17 protein-coding genes are annotated in these 17,813 nt (G+C 43.4%); all 17 read left to right on the forward strand.

Features of this window, described 5'->3' with window-relative positions; translation table 11 throughout:
* Positions 1-19 precede the first annotated feature (19 nt).
* The 17 genes from PIL01S_RS14630 to PIL01S_RS14710 all read left to right on the forward strand — a co-directional run bounded on the left by PIL01S_RS14630 (position 20) and on the right by PIL01S_RS14710 (position 17,668).
* Positions 20-1,213, forward strand: coding sequence for a glycosyltransferase family 4 protein (locus PIL01S_RS14630; protein WP_127538125.1), 1,194 nt, complete (start codon positions 20-22; stop codon positions 1,211-1,213).
* A 1-nt stretch (position 1,214) separates the two neighbouring features.
* The gene (locus PIL01S_RS14635; protein ID WP_127538126.1) at positions 1,215-2,519 is read left to right on the forward strand and encodes a hypothetical protein; all 1,305 of its coding nucleotides are present in this window, start codon (positions 1,215-1,217) and stop codon (positions 2,517-2,519) included.
* Positions 2,520-2,524: 5 nt separating this feature from the next.
* Entirely contained in the window at positions 2,525-3,679 is a 1,155-nt protein-coding gene (locus PIL01S_RS14640) for a glycosyltransferase (RefSeq protein WP_246058289.1), read from the forward strand.
* Positions 3,672-4,754, forward strand: coding sequence for a glycosyltransferase family 4 protein (locus tag PIL01S_RS14645; RefSeq protein ID WP_164764236.1), 1,083 nt, complete (start codon positions 3,672-3,674; stop codon positions 4,752-4,754). Before PIL01S_RS14640 ends, PIL01S_RS14645 begins: the two co-directional genes overlap by 8 nt.
* 38 nt (positions 4,755-4,792) lie before the next feature.
* The gene (locus tag PIL01S_RS14650; protein WP_164764237.1) at positions 4,793-5,938 is read left to right on the forward strand and encodes a glycosyltransferase family 4 protein; all 1,146 of its coding nucleotides are present in this window, start codon (positions 4,793-4,795) and stop codon (positions 5,936-5,938) included.
* Positions 5,939-5,969: 31 nt separating this feature from the next.
* Positions 5,970-6,866 (forward strand): glycosyltransferase, encoded by an 897-nt coding sequence (locus tag PIL01S_RS14655; protein ID WP_127538129.1) that lies wholly within the window; start codon positions 5,970-5,972, stop codon positions 6,864-6,866.
* The gene (locus tag PIL01S_RS14660) at positions 6,866-8,251 is read left to right on the forward strand and encodes an oligosaccharide flippase family protein (RefSeq protein ID WP_127538130.1); all 1,386 of its coding nucleotides are present in this window, start codon (positions 6,866-6,868) and stop codon (positions 8,249-8,251) included. Before PIL01S_RS14655 ends, PIL01S_RS14660 begins: the two co-directional genes overlap by 1 nt.
* Positions 8,217-9,218, forward strand: a complete 1,002-nt coding sequence (locus PIL01S_RS14665; RefSeq protein ID WP_127538131.1) for a polysaccharide pyruvyl transferase family protein — start codon at positions 8,217-8,219, stop codon at positions 9,216-9,218. Before PIL01S_RS14660 ends, PIL01S_RS14665 begins: the two co-directional genes overlap by 35 nt.
* A gap of 60 nt (positions 9,219-9,278) precedes the next feature.
* Positions 9,279-10,673, forward strand: a complete 1,395-nt coding sequence (locus PIL01S_RS14670; RefSeq protein ID WP_127538132.1) for a sugar phosphate nucleotidyltransferase — start codon at positions 9,279-9,281, stop codon at positions 10,671-10,673.
* On the forward strand, positions 10,670-12,001 hold the full coding sequence (locus PIL01S_RS14675) for a UDP-glucose dehydrogenase family protein (protein ID WP_127538133.1): 1,332 nt from the start codon (positions 10,670-10,672) through the stop codon (positions 11,999-12,001). Before PIL01S_RS14670 ends, PIL01S_RS14675 begins: the two co-directional genes overlap by 4 nt.
* 35 nt (positions 12,002-12,036) lie before the next feature.
* Positions 12,037-12,954 carry an LCP family glycopolymer transferase gene (locus tag PIL01S_RS14680; protein WP_127538134.1) on the forward strand — a complete coding sequence of 306 codons (918 nt, stop codon included), beginning with the start codon at positions 12,037-12,039 and terminating at the stop codon, positions 12,952-12,954.
* Positions 12,955-12,995: 41 nt separating this feature from the next.
* Positions 12,996-13,547 carry a VanZ family protein gene (locus PIL01S_RS14685; RefSeq protein ID WP_281280802.1) on the forward strand — a complete coding sequence of 184 codons (552 nt, stop codon included), beginning with the start codon at positions 12,996-12,998 and terminating at the stop codon, positions 13,545-13,547.
* Between the two features lie 104 nt (positions 13,548-13,651).
* A complete protein-coding gene (locus tag PIL01S_RS14690; protein ID WP_127538136.1) occupies positions 13,652-14,167 on the forward strand; it encodes a hypothetical protein in 516 nt (171 codons plus the stop codon).
* A 272-nt stretch (positions 14,168-14,439) separates the two neighbouring features.
* The gene (locus tag PIL01S_RS14695) at positions 14,440-14,691 is read left to right on the forward strand and encodes a hypothetical protein (protein WP_127538137.1); all 252 of its coding nucleotides are present in this window, start codon (positions 14,440-14,442) and stop codon (positions 14,689-14,691) included.
* Positions 14,692-14,723: 32 nt separating this feature from the next.
* Positions 14,724-15,632 (forward strand): ABC transporter ATP-binding protein, encoded by a 909-nt coding sequence (locus PIL01S_RS14700; RefSeq protein WP_127538138.1) that lies wholly within the window; start codon positions 14,724-14,726, stop codon positions 15,630-15,632.
* The gene (locus PIL01S_RS14705) at positions 15,625-16,419 is read left to right on the forward strand and encodes an ABC transporter permease (protein ID WP_127538139.1); all 795 of its coding nucleotides are present in this window, start codon (positions 15,625-15,627) and stop codon (positions 16,417-16,419) included. The genes PIL01S_RS14700 and PIL01S_RS14705 overlap by 8 nt, the downstream gene beginning before the upstream one ends.
* 175 nt (positions 16,420-16,594) lie before the next feature.
* Positions 16,595-17,668, forward strand: a complete 1,074-nt coding sequence (locus PIL01S_RS14710) for an AI-2E family transporter (RefSeq protein WP_127538140.1) — start codon at positions 16,595-16,597, stop codon at positions 17,666-17,668.
* Positions 17,669-17,813: the final 145 nt, after the last annotated feature.

A 17,813-nucleotide genomic window follows, 5' to 3' on the forward strand; every position in this document is an offset into this window, starting at 1 on the left:
TCAAAGTGAGATGAGATGAGTGCATAAAATATTGATTGCCCACAGTTTGTATCCTCCGCATGTCATTGGCGGGGCAGAGATATCAACGCAGATCCTTGCACAGACGCTGAGTCCCAGTTATCACGTGAAAGTAATGACTGTTGGCAGTCATAAGGATGGCGAAGTGACTACAGATACGATTAACGGGATTGAGATATTACGATTACCATTTAACAATCGGTATTGGATCGGAGATTCAACCAAACAAGTATCCGCTCCAGATAAAGTGCTATGGCGAGTTCAGGATATTTTTAATAGGAAGCAGTATCAGCATATAAAACAATATCTTTTGCAGACTAAGCCCTCAGTAATTCATACTCAGAACATTCCGGGCCTAAGTCTGGCGATCTGGAAGGCAGCTTATGAACTTCATATTCCTGTGGTGCATACGTTGCGGGATTTCTCACTGATTGAACCCATTAAGATCGAGGCATACTCCAAAATATATAGACAAATTTCCAAAAGATATAGCCGGATGATCTCGGCAGTCATAGGCATATCAGGACATATCCTTAGAACTCATACAGGTCTGGGGTTATTTGAGCGTTCTTCCAAACATGTGATTCATAATATTGTCGAGAACAATGAAGAGGTACAGAATCTGTATGCCAGTAAACAGGTACATCATGATCAGCCTCTGGAAATTGGATATTTTGGGCAACTGACGGAAGTGAAGGGTGTTCAATATCTAATTGAAGCGGTAAAAAAACTAAATGAGCAAATTGTAGGTAAACTGTTCATTTTTGGGGATGGTCCAATGGTGGGGGAGTTAAAGGAAATATCCGAATCAGACCCAAGAATTAAATTTATGGGAAAGTTGGATAAATCACAAATTCCCCTGAAGATGAGGGATATGGACCTGACTATTGTCCCTTCCACTTGGAATGAGCCATTTGGCAGAGTAGTCATTGAATCTTATCAAGTGGGCACACCTATTTATGCTTCGAGGGTGGGAGGGATGCCAGAAATTCTACTGGATGCCGAACAATTCTCGTTTGCCCCCCACAGTGCAGAAGAAATTACGAAGTCCATTCTGCATTATTACAATCTGTCTGAGTCAGCGAAACAACGGTTGAAGAATCAATGCTTCGAGCACTGCCAGTCCTTTAATGAAGATTACCTTCTTAAAGAACATAGTGATATTTATGAAAAGCTAATCAGGCGTGGAGGTTAACATGCAAATGATATCCCTGAATGCCAGATCTCATCCACTCGTTCAGGTGAGATCGGATGCCCCATCCTCGCTATTTTTGGTTTCCATGCATATTTTGATCGTGTATTTATCCATTTATGGTTTGATATCCATTTACGTGGATAATATCGTGATTAGAACATTGAAAGATGTAGGTATGATCTTGGTTTCTCTTTTTGCACTGAGCAAAATGTATCGAGAACAAACCTCCTTTCTAAATCCGTTCTTGTTTGTGATGGGCTCAGTCATAGCGCTGGGCTCTTTGAATCTGTTCATGGGTTCGAGTGTGGTTACGCTCATCTATGGTCTGAAGATAACATTCTTACCTTTGATGATGATGTTCGCAGGTATGTTATTCGCTAAATACGGCGGATTCTACGCATTTGCCAGAACGAACTTTATTGTTTTCATTTTATTGATTGTAGGATGGTTAATTCAGTATTCATTAGGCATAGAGAAGTTAATAACGATGGGGTTTGTTTATGGTGTAAATATCAAGAACTATCTGGAAGGTGTACCTCGGCTATCTTCCATTACCTATTCACCTGATGGTTATGCCTATACCTTACTAATTACGGGTCTAATTGCAGAGCGCATGAAAGCAGCTGTTAAATACAACCTGTTTCGAATAAGTATCCAACTCTTGACGATTAGCTTCCTGTTACTGTCGACCATTCGTTCGGCTTTGGTGCTGTGGATCGTATATCAAGTTGTTCTGTTTTTTCTGAAAATTCGAAAGTACAACAAAAAGAACACATTAATACTTGGCATCACGTTTATGTTGTTGCCCATTGGTGTATTTGCTGGTACCCGCTTGTTGGATTCTTATAACCTGTTGTCTGTCTCTTCCATGCTTGATCGATTCAATAGCTGGGGAAGCAGACTAACATCTCCGTTGTCCATGCATGGGGTGGTAGGTAACGGTATTGGATCTGTTGGTGCTGCTAGTCGGCGAACGCACATGATCGGGTTGAACTCCAATAACTTCGCCGTGGATAATCAGATTTTTTCCTTTTATGAACAGACCGGATGGATAGGCTTACTTTATTTTGTTGTCTTGTTTGTTCTGCTCGTCGTGGCGCTTGTTCGTAAAATGGATTTACTGCCTTCTTCGGATAAAATTCGTTTACCACAAATGGCTACCGCACTACTCGCCGGAATTGCGGCTTCAAGTTTAACTACAAATGTACTTGAAATGTTTCCAGCCAATATATTTTTCTGGATTGTCATTGGTATGGCTCTTGTAGGTTCTCATGATGTATATGATAAGCCACAGAAAGTGGGGTGAGCGAAGTGAAGGTTTTGCATATTGGAGAGTACGTTGTTGGGGGGATGGCAACCTACCTTAATGAGGTTGTAGCATACCAGCGGCAACATTTCGACGTCTATCTCCTTATGAGTGCTTATAATAGTGCAACAAGTTTTGATTTGGAGTCAGATCATATTTTGCAATACAAATACAAGCGTCATCCCAAGCATTTTCTATCGGCGATGTGGCAAATTCATCAGACCATACGCAAATTACAACCGGATGTTATTCACATACACAGCTCATTTGCAGGATTGCTTGCAAGGAGCTTATTTTTTATTCAGCCCAAAAAAGCCAGCATCTTTTATTGTTCTCATGGATGGGCTTTTCTTATGGATACGAAGCCGTTGTACAAGAAGGGATATGCGTTCATCGAGAGGATTATGGCCTATAGAACGGATGTAATAATTAATATCTCTAAGCACGAGCTGGAAAGTTCCATAAAATTGGGTTTACCCGCCTCCAAGTCCAAGTTGGTGTATAACGGTGTACGTGAACGTGAAGATAATGGCGTGAATTCAATAAGCGAATTAGATCGTGATTCTGAAATGGTTCAGTTATTGTTTGTAGGCAGATATGATCGACAAAAAGGGTTGGACCTGTTGTTACAAATATTAAATGAAAATCCTGAATTACAGCGTTATCTCCGTTTATATGTTATTGGGGATAGTGTGCTGGAACAGAATGAATGGAGCTTTCCGGACAATGTTATCCGTTTGGGTTGGGTAAACAATGCAGATATTGATCGCTATTATCAACAGTGTGATGCAGTAATCATGCCCTCTCGCTGGGAAGGGTTTGGACTGGTCGCTGTAGAGGCCATGAAGAATCGAAAACCCGTTATTGCAAGCCGGCGCGGAGCTCTGCCAGAACTGGTTGAGCACGGAGATAGCGGATATTTATTTGACATCGAACATTCTCATGAACTGCTGCACATTCTCAAAAACCTTAACAAGGATGAGTTGAAGAAGATGGGTGAAGCGGGATATGTCTTGTATAAGAATAGGTTTCACGCGGAACGAATGAACGAGGAGATTGTGAATCTCTATCACCATGCCCATGCAGGCCATGTGGCCCAAGGAGCCTCTGTATCGGGTCATTTTGAACTTTCTAAGAGAGCTGGAGATGTACATGACTAAAATATATATTAATGCCCGGTTTCTTACCCAAACGATTACTGGAGTACAGCGATATGCACTGGAACTTGTAAAAGAAATAGATGCAATGATTGAAAAGGGAGAAATCGATTCTTCCCAGTACGAGTTTTGTTTATTGTCACCCTCCAACATAGTTACCCAGCCAGATTTCAAGCATGTTCGTCACAAAGTGGTCGGTAAACTAAAGGGGCACCTGTGGGAACAGCTGGAGCTGCCTTTTCACGCGAAGAATGGCCTCTTGATTAATCTATGTAACACAGGGCCGGCTTTTAACAAGAATCAGATCGTAACCATTCATGATGCTGCCGTTTTCAATTATCCTAACGCATTTTCATTTGCATTCCGCTCTTGGTACAAATTCCTGATGGTTCGTCTGGGCAAAACCTCAAAAAAAATCATCACGGTATCCCACTTTTCCAAGGGAGAGCTCATGCAGCACTGTAAAATAGCAGAGCATAAGCTGGCTGTCACTCATCTGGGCATCGATCATATTCATCGGAAAAAGGCTGCAGCAGGTACAAAAGAAAAATATGGTATTAAGTCTCCGTATATTTTGGCTGTCAGTACAATGAATCCTTATAAAAATTTTAATTTGATTTTTGATGTATTGCCCGAGATTGAAGCTCATCATCTGAACGTAGTTATTGTCGGGTCCAAAAACAGTAAGGTTTTTGGCGAACAAGCATGGACTGAATCGGATGCAGTGAATTGGGTGGGCTATGTTACGGATGAAGAACTAAAGGCACTATATGAAGAAGCTGCCGGTTTTATTTTCCCATCTTTATATGAAGGTTTCGGTTTGCCGCCGCTGGAAGCAATGGCAACAGGATGTCCAGTCATTGTATCTTCTCGTGCTTCCATTCCTGAAGTATGTGGGGATGCAGTTCTGTACTTTGATCCTAACCATCCCAAAGAAGCTGCTTCACGGTTAATTGAAATTACATCAGATCCAGATTTAAGCCAGCAATTGTCGTATAAGGGCAAACATCATTCAGGTCTATTTTCCTGGAACAAATGTGCAAAAGACACGGTAAATATCATTATGAGCACAGTGTAAAATTGAACCCATATGGTCTTTCAAGGGAGATAAATCGCATGACTAAAGTTTTTGTCGCAATTGATTTTCCACCAGAAAAAGGAGGAATTCATGATTATGCCTATGGGCTTATCTCTCAGATTCCTTCAGAAGAGGTTACGGTTCTAACCAATAAAATCAAAGATACGGTGGAATCGAATCAGTTTGACCGGAAAGCTGACTTTGAGATCATTCGGAAGCGAATATACTGGAACTCCAACAAAGTTCTGCTAATCCTATCGCAATTTATTTTAATATTACAGCTTATTATTCTGAAATGGCGTAGAAAGACGAGTGAGATTCACTTTGTTAATGTGTTCCCGGTAGGGGTTGCCGGGCCGTTCATGAAAGCATTCTTTGGAGTGAAATATTTCCCCTACGTACACGGTCTCGATGTTATGGGTATGGTAAACAGCAGGCTATTTCCACTCTTAATGATGATTCTTAAACGGTCTGACAAGGTGATAGCGAATAGTCAGTATACCAAATCCAGGTTGATAGAACTGGGAATACATGAACATCAGATCGTGATCATCCCTCCAGGTCTGAATGTGAGTAAGTTAAGTGGTGCAGTCGAATCCGTGGAGGATGTTCGAGACAAGTATGATCTGCATGGTAAGAAAGTGATGATTACCGTCTCTCGTCTGGTGGAGCGCAAAGGGCATGATGTCACACTCAAAGCAATCCGCCAAGTTATTAAGCATATTCCGAATCTTAAATATCTAATATGTGGTGATGGTCCTTACAGAGGTGAATTAGAACGTCTGGTTAGCCTATACGGTCTCGATACCATAGTTGTTTTCACTGGTGGAATTACCGATCAGGAACTTCATCAATTATATGAATGTTCGGATATATTCATTATGCCCAGCCGTGATATTAAGGAGAAGGGTGATGTTGAAGGCTTTGGCATTGTGTTCCTTGAAGCCAATTATTATAAGTTGCCCGTCATTGCCGGTAATAGTGGAGGAATACCTGATGCAGTGAAGGATCAAGTTACAGGGTACTTGGTTGATCCAATGGATGATATCGAAATCGCCAACCGTATTGAGGAGTTAGTTGTGAACGAGAAGTTGGCTGAAGAAATGGGAAATAATGGACATAATTGGGTTATCAATCATTGCCTATGGTCACATCGTAGTCAATTGCTGAAAAAGTTGGCGTAACCTCATTAAATTGTATTTTTGGAGGGGAACTATGAGGGCTTCAATATCCATCTGTACACATAATAGGGCTGTTGACACCATGCAGGCCGTGGAAAGTGTTTTGAATGGGGATGCAGAATCAAAAGATTATGAGATTTTGGTAGTAGATAATAACTCGTCAGACAACACAAAGGAACTTTTTTACTCACATCATTTTCCTGAGAATGTTCGGTATATTTTTGAGCCTCAATTGGGTCTGTCCTACGCGCGAAATAGATCTATAAAGGAAGCTAAAGGGGAGTTTATTTTATTTTTAGATGACGATGCACTGGCCTGTCCTTCTTGGATCAGAGAAATTATTCGCATATTTGACTTGAACTCAGAAATTGGCTGTGTGGGTGGGAAAATCGTACCAATCTGGGAAGGTGGCAAGCCCGAATGGATACCGAACGATATCATCAGTTTATATACACTTATGGATTTCTCTGGTGATATAGTAGAAATGGAGGCGCCAGCTATTCCATTTGGTGCAAATGTTGCCTTCAGAATGAGCATTTTTGAGCAGATGCAGCCCTTCAGAGAAGATTTAGGGCGTGTAGGAAGTAATCTGATGTCTAGCGAAGAAAGTGAGCTTATTGGCCGGGTTCGATTAGAGTATAAAGTATTTTACAATCCATACGCAGTTGTTGAGCACAAAATTGCTAAAAGTAGACTTACAAAACGTTGGTTATTAAGAAGAGTTTACTGGCAAGGAATTAGCGATGCTACCCGTTATCAAAAAAGCGGGTGGGGAATTTTTAAGCATGCAGCTAGAATAATTCAGGCAGTCTTATTAATTGTTATATCATTTAATAATGTTCAAAAGGTGATGAGTGAAATGGCAAAAATATCATACCGGAACGGAACAATTGTCGGTTCCTTCCGTAATGGCAGAGGATTGAACGCCTAATGAGTATGGCCGTTGCCAAAAACAGACGTGACTACAGCATGATTCAAAACATTCTTATGACGAGTTTTGCCAATATTCTTATTATGGGTGTTACAACACTCACGTCCATTGTGACAGCCCGCATGTTTGGGGCTACCGGCAAAGGCGAGCTTGCGGCCGTGCTGTTCTGGCCTGCGTTTATATCAGGACTTGCAGCTCTCGGGTTGCCGACTTCACTCATCTACAATGTTAAAAAACACAGTGATCAATTGCCGACATACATCAGCATGAGTTTTGCCGTTCAGCTTCCCATTAGTTTAATTGCCGGCATAATCAGCTGGTTTGGTATTCCCTTATGGCTCTCAGGATACTCTGAATCCGTAGTTACCATTGCACGCTGGTATACGGTCTCCATGGTCCCTGTTCTATTACTTATGGGAGTGCTGGCGGCATCAGCTCAAGGTACGGAAAAGTTTCATATTTATAATCTGTCGCGACTGCTTGCACCTCTTTTTAATTTGTTTGGACTTGTTGCATTATGGGCTGCAGGGTTATTAACTGTGGAGAAAGCCATCATGATCAGTTTTGCAGCCAATATTCTGGTTCTGCTTGGTTACATGTTCATGATGCGGCAACAGATTTTCGGTTCGATTAATCAATTAGTCTCTCAATTCAAAACCTGCATTCACCTGTTTAGTTACGGCATTCGAGTGTATGGAGTAGAGTTGTTAGGCACGTTGTATAACCAGTTCGACAAAATTATTATTTTGGCGCTTTTAACACCGATGGATTTTGGTTTATATTCTGTGGTTTATGCACTGTCCCGCATGTTCAATGTAGTACAGATGGCAATCACAAATGTGATCTTTCCCAAAGTTGCAGGAATGGAACAGGAGAAAGTACTGACGCTCGTAGGAAGAGCTTTTCGAATCAGTATGGTTCTTATGACGATCATCATCATACCCAGTATGCTGATTGGTCGTTTTTTTATTGGCTTACTATTTGGACCTGAATTTCTCCAGGCGAGCAGCACCTTTTATCTGCTTTCTCTTGAATGCATTGTAGGCGGGGGATCATGGATTCTGGCTTCGGCTTTTAATGCACTGGGTCGACCAGGCGTAATTGTTTTACGTCAGGTTATTGCACTTGGTGTGACGATTACCTTGTTTTTTGTGTTAACTCCGTTGTTTGGATTGTTTGGGATTGGCCTCGCCCTGTTACTGGGCTCATTTGTACGCATTCTGATGTCGCTCATATCCATATCTGTCATTTTTAAAATGCCGATTCGCAAAATGCTCTATGACCGAGCTGATATTTCATTTCTGAAGGATCGTTTAAGAGAGAAAAATATACTCAAAGGAGCCGGAAAAGATGCCAAACTTGCAAAGGACTCATCGCATGGATGAGTTGAAGAAGAAGCTTGAGCAGATATTGGAGATCATGCCTCCTGAGTCCAAAATCTACTATATTGATTATCCTGTGCATAGCAATTGCGGCGATCTGTTGATTATGAAAGGGACGGAAGCCTTTTTCAAAGACTATCGAATAAAAGTTGCTGAACGTTACAGTGTTCACGATTTCAATGAACAAACGGTAATCCCGAAAGACCATATTATTGTGCTTCATGGTGGTGGGAATTTCGGTGATTTATACGAAGCCCACCAACGTCTCAGAGAGAACATAATACGAAAATATCCCGAGCATCGGATCATTATTCTTCCTCAAACGATCTTCTTCAAGGAAGAAACAGCTCTGCGAAAAACGGCTGAAGTATTCAGCCAACATTCCGATCTTCATCTGTTTGTACGAGATGAACCCTCTTATCAGATAGCAACGGAGAACTTTAAAGGGTGCCACGTTTCATTGATACCAGATATGGCACATCAATTGTGGCCGATCGAGAGAAATAGCTCTCCGCGCAAAGAACGATTGAATTTTTATAGAACAGATATCGAAAAAGCGGCAGAACCTTCTCATATGGCTGCAGATCAGCAAGGGGATTTTCTGGATTGGCCTACTCTGTATAATCGCTACGAGCGCAAACTGGTGTATTGGCTAGGGCTTGGACTTCGGAAAGGAAGAGGCAGACGGCTGCTTCAGAAGATCTGGATGAATTACAGTGATTATTTGGTCAACAAAGCAATTCGTTGTTTCAGTGAATATGAGATGATTCATTCTTCGAGATTGCATGGACATATCTTGTCCTGTTTGATGGCGAAGCCCAATCTTCTAATCGATAATTCATACGGTAAAAACTCCGGATATTATCGAATATGGACCCACCAGGTCAACACAGCAACATTGGATTTATCTTCTGCTAAGAAAAGTCCAAAGATCGATCATAATTATATGGAGTCAACCGTGTCTGTTTAGCCTGCACATCCATTTCAAGGAGCATCCGTTTTTTGAAAAATATAGAGTGGAGTGATCATATTGCGAATCGTGCTTCTTTCCGGAGGATCAGGCAAAAGGTTGTGGCCCTTATCCAATGATACACGTTCGAAGCAGTTCCTCAAGGTGCTAGAAGGGCCGCAAGGGCAATCGGAATCAATGGTACAGCGTGTATGGCGGCAGCTGCAGCAAACGGGATTGAGTGAACTGGCGACGATTGCTACGAGTAAACCTCAAGTGGAAATTTTACGCAGTCAACTGGGAGAAGAAGTGGATCTGGTTGTTGAGCCAGAACGCAGGGATACCTTCCCGGCTATTGCTCTGACGGCTGTATATCTCTATTCGGTGCAAGGGGTAGGGCTGAATGAAACGGTAGCTATACTTCCGGTGGACCCATATGTGGAGGAATCTTTCTTTTACAAGGTTACCGAGCTAGAACAGGTGTTAGAAATTTCGGGTGCTGAATTGGCTTTGATTGGCGTACAGCCTACGCACCCTTCTGAAAAGTATGGTTATATTGTGCCAGCACAACGAATGGCAACCAGGGATGAACCAATAGAGTACGCCAAGGTATCCCGTTTTCAAGAAAAACCTCGCGAGGCTGAAGCGGCAGAGATGATCGAGCAATCTGCCCTTTGGAATTGCGGGGTTTTTGCGTTCAAGCTTAATTATCTGATTAATCTGCTGATCGAGCTTGAGCTGCCCATCCAGTATGAAGAGATGCTTAAGCAATATGGCAGACTGGAGAAAATCAGTTTCGACTATCAAGTCGTGGAAAAGGCATCTCAGATTGTCGTTACACCTTACGATGGATACTGGAAAGACCTGGGGACGTGGAATACGCTGACGGATGAGATGAGCACTAACATTGTGGGCAAGGGAGTTGTTACAGACAGCTCATTAAATACACATCTGGTCAACGAATTGAACATCCCGGTATGTGTACTGGGCGTTTCTAATGTAATTGTGGCTACAAGTCCGGATGGTATTCTGGTCAGCGAGAAAGAGGCAAGTCCACAGATCAAAGAAGTCCTTAAAGATAGTGCGGAACGCCCTATGTATGAAGAACGGCGCTGGGGCTGCTATAGAGTGCTCGATTATACACGGAATTCCAAGGGCGAAGAGGTATTAACGAAACGCATTATTATTGAAGCCGATAAAAATCTGTCCTATCAATATCATCTGAAACGAAACGAAGTTTGGACGGTTGTTTCCGGGCAGGGTGAGTTTATTCTGGATGGTGATTTACAACAGATTCATCAGGGCGATACCATTTCAATCCCATCTGGCGGAAAACATAGTGTAAGAGCTACCACGGAACTTGAAATTATTGAAGTTCAGATGGGTAGCGAGTTGATCGAAGAGGATATTGTAAGAATTGAAATGGAATGGGCGGACATCATCCAAAATTGTGTGAACTGGGGGAAAACAAGATGAATATTGCGGTAATTGGAACAGGGTATGTAGGTCTTGTATCGGGAGTCTGCTTTTCTGAACTCGGCAATCGGGTCATCTGTGTAGATAACAATCAGGACAAGGTTGAAATGCTGAACGCAGGGGAAGTACCCATTTACGAGCCTGGACTTCAGGAACTCATGGTTGCCAACAAACGGGCAGGCAAATTATCCTTCACGTCCGATATCGCAGAGGCTATTCGTGAATCCGATATTATTTTTATCGCAGTCGGAACCCCCTCTTTGCCAAACGGCGAGGCCAATCTGGGATTTGTTGAGCAAGTGGCAATCGAGATTGGTACCCATCTGGAGAGCTATAAAATTGTTGTGACCAAGAGCACAGTGCCTGTGGGCACTAATGATCGCGTAAGAGAGCTCATCCAGAGTATCTCCACTCAACCATTTGATGTGGCTTCGGTACCTGAATTTTTACGGGAAGGTTCGGCTGTTAAGGATACACTGAACCCGGATCGTATCGTGATTGGTACGGACAGTGAACGAGCGATTCAGGCGCTCAAGAAACTTCACCGCCCATTAACCGAAAACTTGATCATTACGGACATTCGGTCGGCAGAGATGATTAAGTACGCGTCCAATGCATTCCTCGCAACGAAAATATCATTTATTAACGAAATCTCGAATATATGTGAGAAGGTTGGCGCAGATGTTACACGGGTAGCGGAAGGAATGGGATATGATAAACGGATTGGTTCCTCATTCCTGAAAGCTGGCATTGGCTACGGTGGTTCCTGTTTCCCGAAAGATACACAGGCACTGATTCAGATTGCAGGCCAAGTGGATTATGATTTCAGATTATTGAAATCCGTAGTTCAGGTGAATCAGGATCAACGTTTCAATGTAATTCGCAAGCTTGAGGAAATTTTTGGAACCCTTAGCGGTAGAACCATTGCTATCTGGGGTCTTGCTTTTAAGCCTGATACTGATGATGTCAGGGACGCACCAGCTATTGATATTATTAGGTATTTGACAGAGGCCGGGGCTATTGTTAAGGCGTATGATCCGATTGCCACAACCAACTTCCGCAGAGAAGTTGATGCCGCCTCGATTGTTTGGGAAGAAAACCCCCTTCATGCGGCCAAAGGAGCCGATGCCCTTTGCGTGCTGACCGAGTGGAAGGAGTTCTCCCAAATGAATCTGAAGGAGCTTGCAAGCATGATGAATGAAGCGATCATGATTGACGGACGTAACGTGTACAACAAGGAACAGATTAAAGCCTCCGGATTCCAGTATTATTCTATAGGTCGTCCTGGGCTTAACCACGCTGAAGGCAAAGCGGCAGCAATCATCTAAACGGAAGATCATCATAACGTGAGTGAGGAAATACCATGAAAAAGTGGATGAAAATTTCGATCTGGGTGGTTTCCATTTTCGTCATTGCAGTGTTTGGGTATGCGACGTATCTATACCAATCCGTCAAATCTACGGCTGATCAGATCTATGAGCCGCGTGATCCTGCTCAGCCTGTGTCCATATCGGACAGTAGAGGCGGGCTGCCTGTTGATATTAATAGTAAAGAGCCCTTCAATGCTCTTATTCTCGGGGTGGATGAACGCCCGAACGATCCAGGGCGCTCGGATACTATGATCGTATTAAGTGTGAATCCTGGCAAAAAACAAGTGCTTATGTTTAATATTCCGAGGGATACACGAACCGAGATTGTAGGCCACAACACAGAAGACAAAATCAATCATGCTTATGCCTTCGGCGGTGTAGACATGTCGGTGAAAACCGTGGAACAGTTTCTGGATGCCCCTATTCACTATTACATGAAGGTAGACATGGAAGGCTTTGCGAAAATCATTGATTTGGTCGGTGGTGTGGACGTAAATAATCCGTTTGCATTCGATTATGACGGCCGACGTTACGAACAAGGAAATATTCATCTGGATGGTGTGGCTGCACTTGGTTTTTCAAGAATGCGGTATGATGATCCCCAAGGAGATTTAGGTCGTAATGGAAGACAGCGTGAAGTATTGAAGCAAATGATGAAAAATACAATGCAGTTCTCCAGTGTACTCAATCTTCAAAATATGCTGGATGAGCTCGGGACACACGTTAGGACGGATCTGACGTTTGATGAAATGAAGGAACTCATTCTGGATTACCGCAGTGATCTTGAACATATTGATACAGTGGAAATCAAGGGCAAGGGCGAAAAAATCAATGGTATTTATTATTACATTGTGGAACAACAGGAACGAGATCGCATTCATGGAATAATTCAGGAGAATTTGCAGAAATAAAGGTTTTGGATTGGGCAACGAAAGTGGTGATGACAATACGGATGGAGGAGGGCTCCGGAAAAAGGAGACACGGACGCAAACGGAGATTATACGGTTTTATCTTGTCCTTGTTGCTGGTTGCAGTTTGGATTTTGGTGATTTGGTCCATGTCCAAACAATCATACCAACAGCAGACCATTCAGCCTTGGCTGCATCAATTGTCCGAAAACGTCAAAATCGGATTTGCCTTGCCTGATGTACACTTCACTTACGGAGAGAATGACTATTCATTGAGACAGAGACCGTATGATTTTGCCGAGTTTATCTTTCGCAAGAGTGCACACTTGTTTGTCTATGCTGTGCTCGCAGTACTTGTCTACGGTGGACTGCGATACAGGAAAATGCGAATGGTGACCTCTATCGCTGCTTCGCTGGTTGTGGTGGCTATAATAGCCTCGATCGATGAATATATACAGCAGTTCAGCCCCAATCGAACAAGCTCGATACGTGATATCGGCGTGGATCTGATCGGAGGCAGCTGCGGGATTGCAATATATGTAATGACGAAGGCAGTGATCCGTAAATTAAGGTCTCGCGGACATTCGAGTTCTTGAGGATGATCTTAAACAAAGGGATTTCCCAGGAAATGCTCTTGTTCCTCCAGCTTCTACTTTCCTGCTATTCATCATAAGAATGGAGTAGGACAGGAGGGACGAACTTGCTGCGCAGACGCAATCGAAATGCCTTGTTCAAAAAGATTGGATTCATCGCACTTGTGCTGTTGCTGCTATGGTTAATAGGCAGAACGATCCCATATCTCTTTCGTGCAGATGCGCCGGACGACGCTGCTTCGGTGGTTGAAGAGTTTTACAAGTATGAGCAGGCGGGCGATTTCGGCAGCTCATGGGAACTGTTTCACCCATTGATGAAAGAGCGTTTCTCCAAAAGTGCTTATTTGCAGTCCAGGGCTCATATCTTCATGCAGCATTTTGGCGTGGAAACCTTTGAGTTTGAGATGGAAAAGCCCGAGCGGGAATTTGATGTAACGGTGATGGATGGCGTAAAGCCGTTTCCCGAGGCATACAAGGTCGGAATAACCATGAAGTACAGAAGTACCTTTGGGCAATTGGACATTGTACAGACCTGTTACGTCGTGCAGGATGGACAGGAGTGGACACTGCTCTGGTATTACCCTGGCAAGGGCGAGGAACAGCATTCAAGTGAGAGCAGCTAGTGATCCCCATGAAGTGGGGTGGCAGTTTAATATACACCTATACTTTGCATCATATTGTATCATTGTTCCTAATCTAAGCTCTATAAATGCGAGACTTTTGTCGCATTTATAGAGCTTTTTTTGTGTTTTACTCCATTTCAAAGCCGGAAAGGGCTTGACAATAGTCCTGGGGTCAAGTAAATTACGAGATAGATACAAAATGTATCAAAATTCAGCTTCTAACGACAAATAACAGGGACTACATTGCGCCTTGTTGAGGGGAAGGAATTTCTGTGATCGAAACGAGCCGCTTTTACTGTGTCAGTTGTGGGATGATTGTGTCGGTTGGTAGAGGCTCTGTCGAATTAAAGGAAGAGGGCTATGGAGGCAATCACGTATTTCGCACCGGATTTTACCGGAGTGAGATGCCGCTTGGATGCTGTGGAGCGTGTCAGATCCATATGAAGCGTAAGGAGAACACCCAGTTTACGGGACATTATACCAAAGATTATGATACACTATGTTCATATGAGAGGCGGGCATGATTTATTAGCCTGTCGATGAGGGAGGAAATTGCATGCAGCAGGAGCCGGTCGTCCGACTTCAGGGCGTCAGTAAAATCATATCTTCCCGATCGTTGGTCAGCGACCTGACTCTGGATATTTCTCCGGGGCAGGTTTTTGGTTTTTTAGGGCCTAATGGTGCCGGGAAAACAACAACGATCCGGATGATGGTTGGACTTATGTCCATTAGTAAGGGAGATATTTTCATCTCGGGACATAGTATCAAAAATGAATTTGAGCAGGCGGTGGCCCAGGTAGGTGCCATTGTAGAGAATCCGGAAATGTACAAATTTCTCACCGGATATCAGAATCTCGTCCATTTTGCCCGTATGTCGCCAGGGATTACCAAGGAACGCATTGCGGAAACCATTGAGCGTGTGGGGCTTACCGCTCGTATTCATGATAAGGTGAAAACCTATTCTCTGGGCATGCGTCAGCGTCTTGGTGTCGCCCAAGCCATATTACATAAGCCGAAGCTGCTTGTGCTGGATGAGCCAACCAACGGCCTTGATCCGCAAGGGATTCGGGAACTACGGGATTATCTTCGTCAGCTCACCCGAGAAGAAGGCATTACGGTCTTTGTGTCCAGTCACCTGTTGTCAGAAATGGAACTCATGTGTGATACAGTCGCCATTATCCAAAATGGTAAGTTGATTGACGTGAGAAACCTCAAAGCTGAAGCTGGAACGGATGCACAGACGGAAGTGGCCTTTGAGGTGAATGATGCACAGCGTGCTTCAGAACTTATTCAGGAGTCGACTGTTCAAGGCAACATGCTTGTGGTGCGCCTGTCGCGTGACCAGATTCCGGATTTCAATGCCAGACTGGTAAGCGAAGGTATTCAGGTATACGGTATCCGCAACGTAACACATACACTCGAAGATCAATTTTTACAAGTGACTGGGGGCGGAGGTATTGCCTAACTTTGGAAATCTGTTGTTGAATGAAAATATGAAAATCTTCCGGCGTCTCCGTACCTGGATTATGCTTTCATTTTTGGCTTTAATTTCGCTGCTGCTTCCGGTGCTGCTGAGAGAAGGCATGGGAGGCGGTGACGTTTACTTCTGGGAAGCGGCAATAACGACGGTTCAGATCGTATTCTTCCTGAATACCATCTTCTGTGTGGTCATTGCAGCTGAAGCGGTAGCTGGTGAATTCACATGGGGCACAATTAAATTGCTGCTTATTCGTCCGTGGTCACGCAGCAAAATCCTGGCTTCAAAATACATTACGGTTCTGGGATTCAGTCTGCTCAGTACAGTGCTCATTCTCTTGCTCGCAACGGGAATGTCCTATGTTCTGTTCTCCCATGATGGAAGTGCAGCTGGAGGCGTAACCTCGGCATCGTATGCCTTTACGTTATGGGCATACCTGTATGTTGATCTGTTTATTACGCTGGCCATTGCCTTTATGGTCTCCTCCGTGTTTCGTTCGGGAGCACTGGCCATTGGCCTGTCACTGTTTATCATGTTTACCCAGAGTATCTTTGCCTTGATCTTCAATCCAGCTCGCTATGACTGGGCCAAATATGTACTATTTAATAACATGGATCTCAGCCGGTATATGAATTCGGGAATGGACCTCGGATTGTTCGGCGGAGGTAATGCAGGAATGACCCTTGGCTTCTCGGTTGCCGTGTTGGCCGTGTACTATGTAATTTTTATGGTTGTTTCGTGGGTTGTATTCAGCAAAAGAGATGTGGCAGGCTAACCGCCTGCTTCTTTTTTTACTCATTTTTCATCGGCAAGAGAAAGGTCCTTCACGTTAACTGACATGCAATGTGGCAATACTTGCATTTAAGGGTACATATAATCAGGTGACTGAAGAAGGCATATCAGATTATAGCCCAGTGCTGGGAGAGCAGTGTATGGAGGGGATCAATTTCTTGATAAACAACAAGTTCTACCGAATTTGCACAGCCATTATTTTGCTGCTGCTCATTGTGTATTTGGGAGATAAGGTAAATTTTATTTTTCGCCCGTTAACATCACTAATACATATCATTATTATTCCGCTGTTAATCGCGGGCTTTTTCTATTATTTGCTTCGGCCGCTTGTTGATTTCATGGAACGACATCGGTTGAAAAGGGCCCTATCCGTTCTGATTATTTATGTTGTGATTGCCCTGCTGATTGCCGGGTTTAGCGTGCTCATATGGCCGTCACTTCGTGAGCAACTGTGGAACTTTATTGAAAATACGCCAGCTTTGATAGCCTCACTTAGTGCACAGCTAAACGAATTGGAGAGAAGCGGATTCCTGTCCAAATACTTGCCGGAGGACTCGGATCTTGTTTCAAGATTTTCCGAATTCCTGACACAGGGAATTACACAGGTAAGTGATTATCTGTCCGGCCTGTTCTCGGTTGTATCCAATCTGGTCATTATTTTGGCCACCTTTCCAATTATGCTGTATTACATGCTTAAGGAAGGCAGCAAGTTTGGCACCAATCTCACCTTGCTTTTGCCGAGACGTTATCGGAAGGATGGAGAAGAGACCGTTCACGAAATAGATGAAGCGTTGAGCAATTTTATTGTTGGGCGAGTTATTGTCAATGTTGCACTCGGGATCCTGATGTACATTGGTTTTCTTATCCTTGGTTTACCATATGCGTTATTACTGACGGCAGCTTCCATCATATTGAACTTTATTCCTTATGTGGGTGCAATATTGGCAGCGATACCTGTCGTGATTGTGGCCTTTATTGAATCTCCGTCGATGGCGATCTGGTCGCTGATCATTATTGTCGTTGCCCAGCAGATTCAAGATAACCTGGTATCTCCCTATGTATATGGCAAGCAGCTGGATATTCATCCGCTGACAACGGTTATTCTGTTGCTCGTGGGTGCCGACCTGTGGAACATTTTGGGTATGATCATCGTTATTCCGCTATATATGATCCTGAAAATTATAGTTCGCAAAATCCATTATCGGATTGTCGAAGATAAGACTGAACTTTGAATGGAATGTAAAATACAACACGGTCATGTGCCTCCACTCATATTTGCTCATCAATGACATAAGACTAAGCTCATGAAGATAAGCCGCATATCAATGGTGAAGGGTTAGGTAAGCCTGCCCCTGCCATTGATATGCGGCTTTATTT

Source organism: Paenibacillus illinoisensis NBRC 15959 (assembly GCF_004000925.1).
Lineage (GTDB): Bacteria > Bacillota > Bacilli > Paenibacillales > Paenibacillaceae > Paenibacillus > Paenibacillus illinoisensis.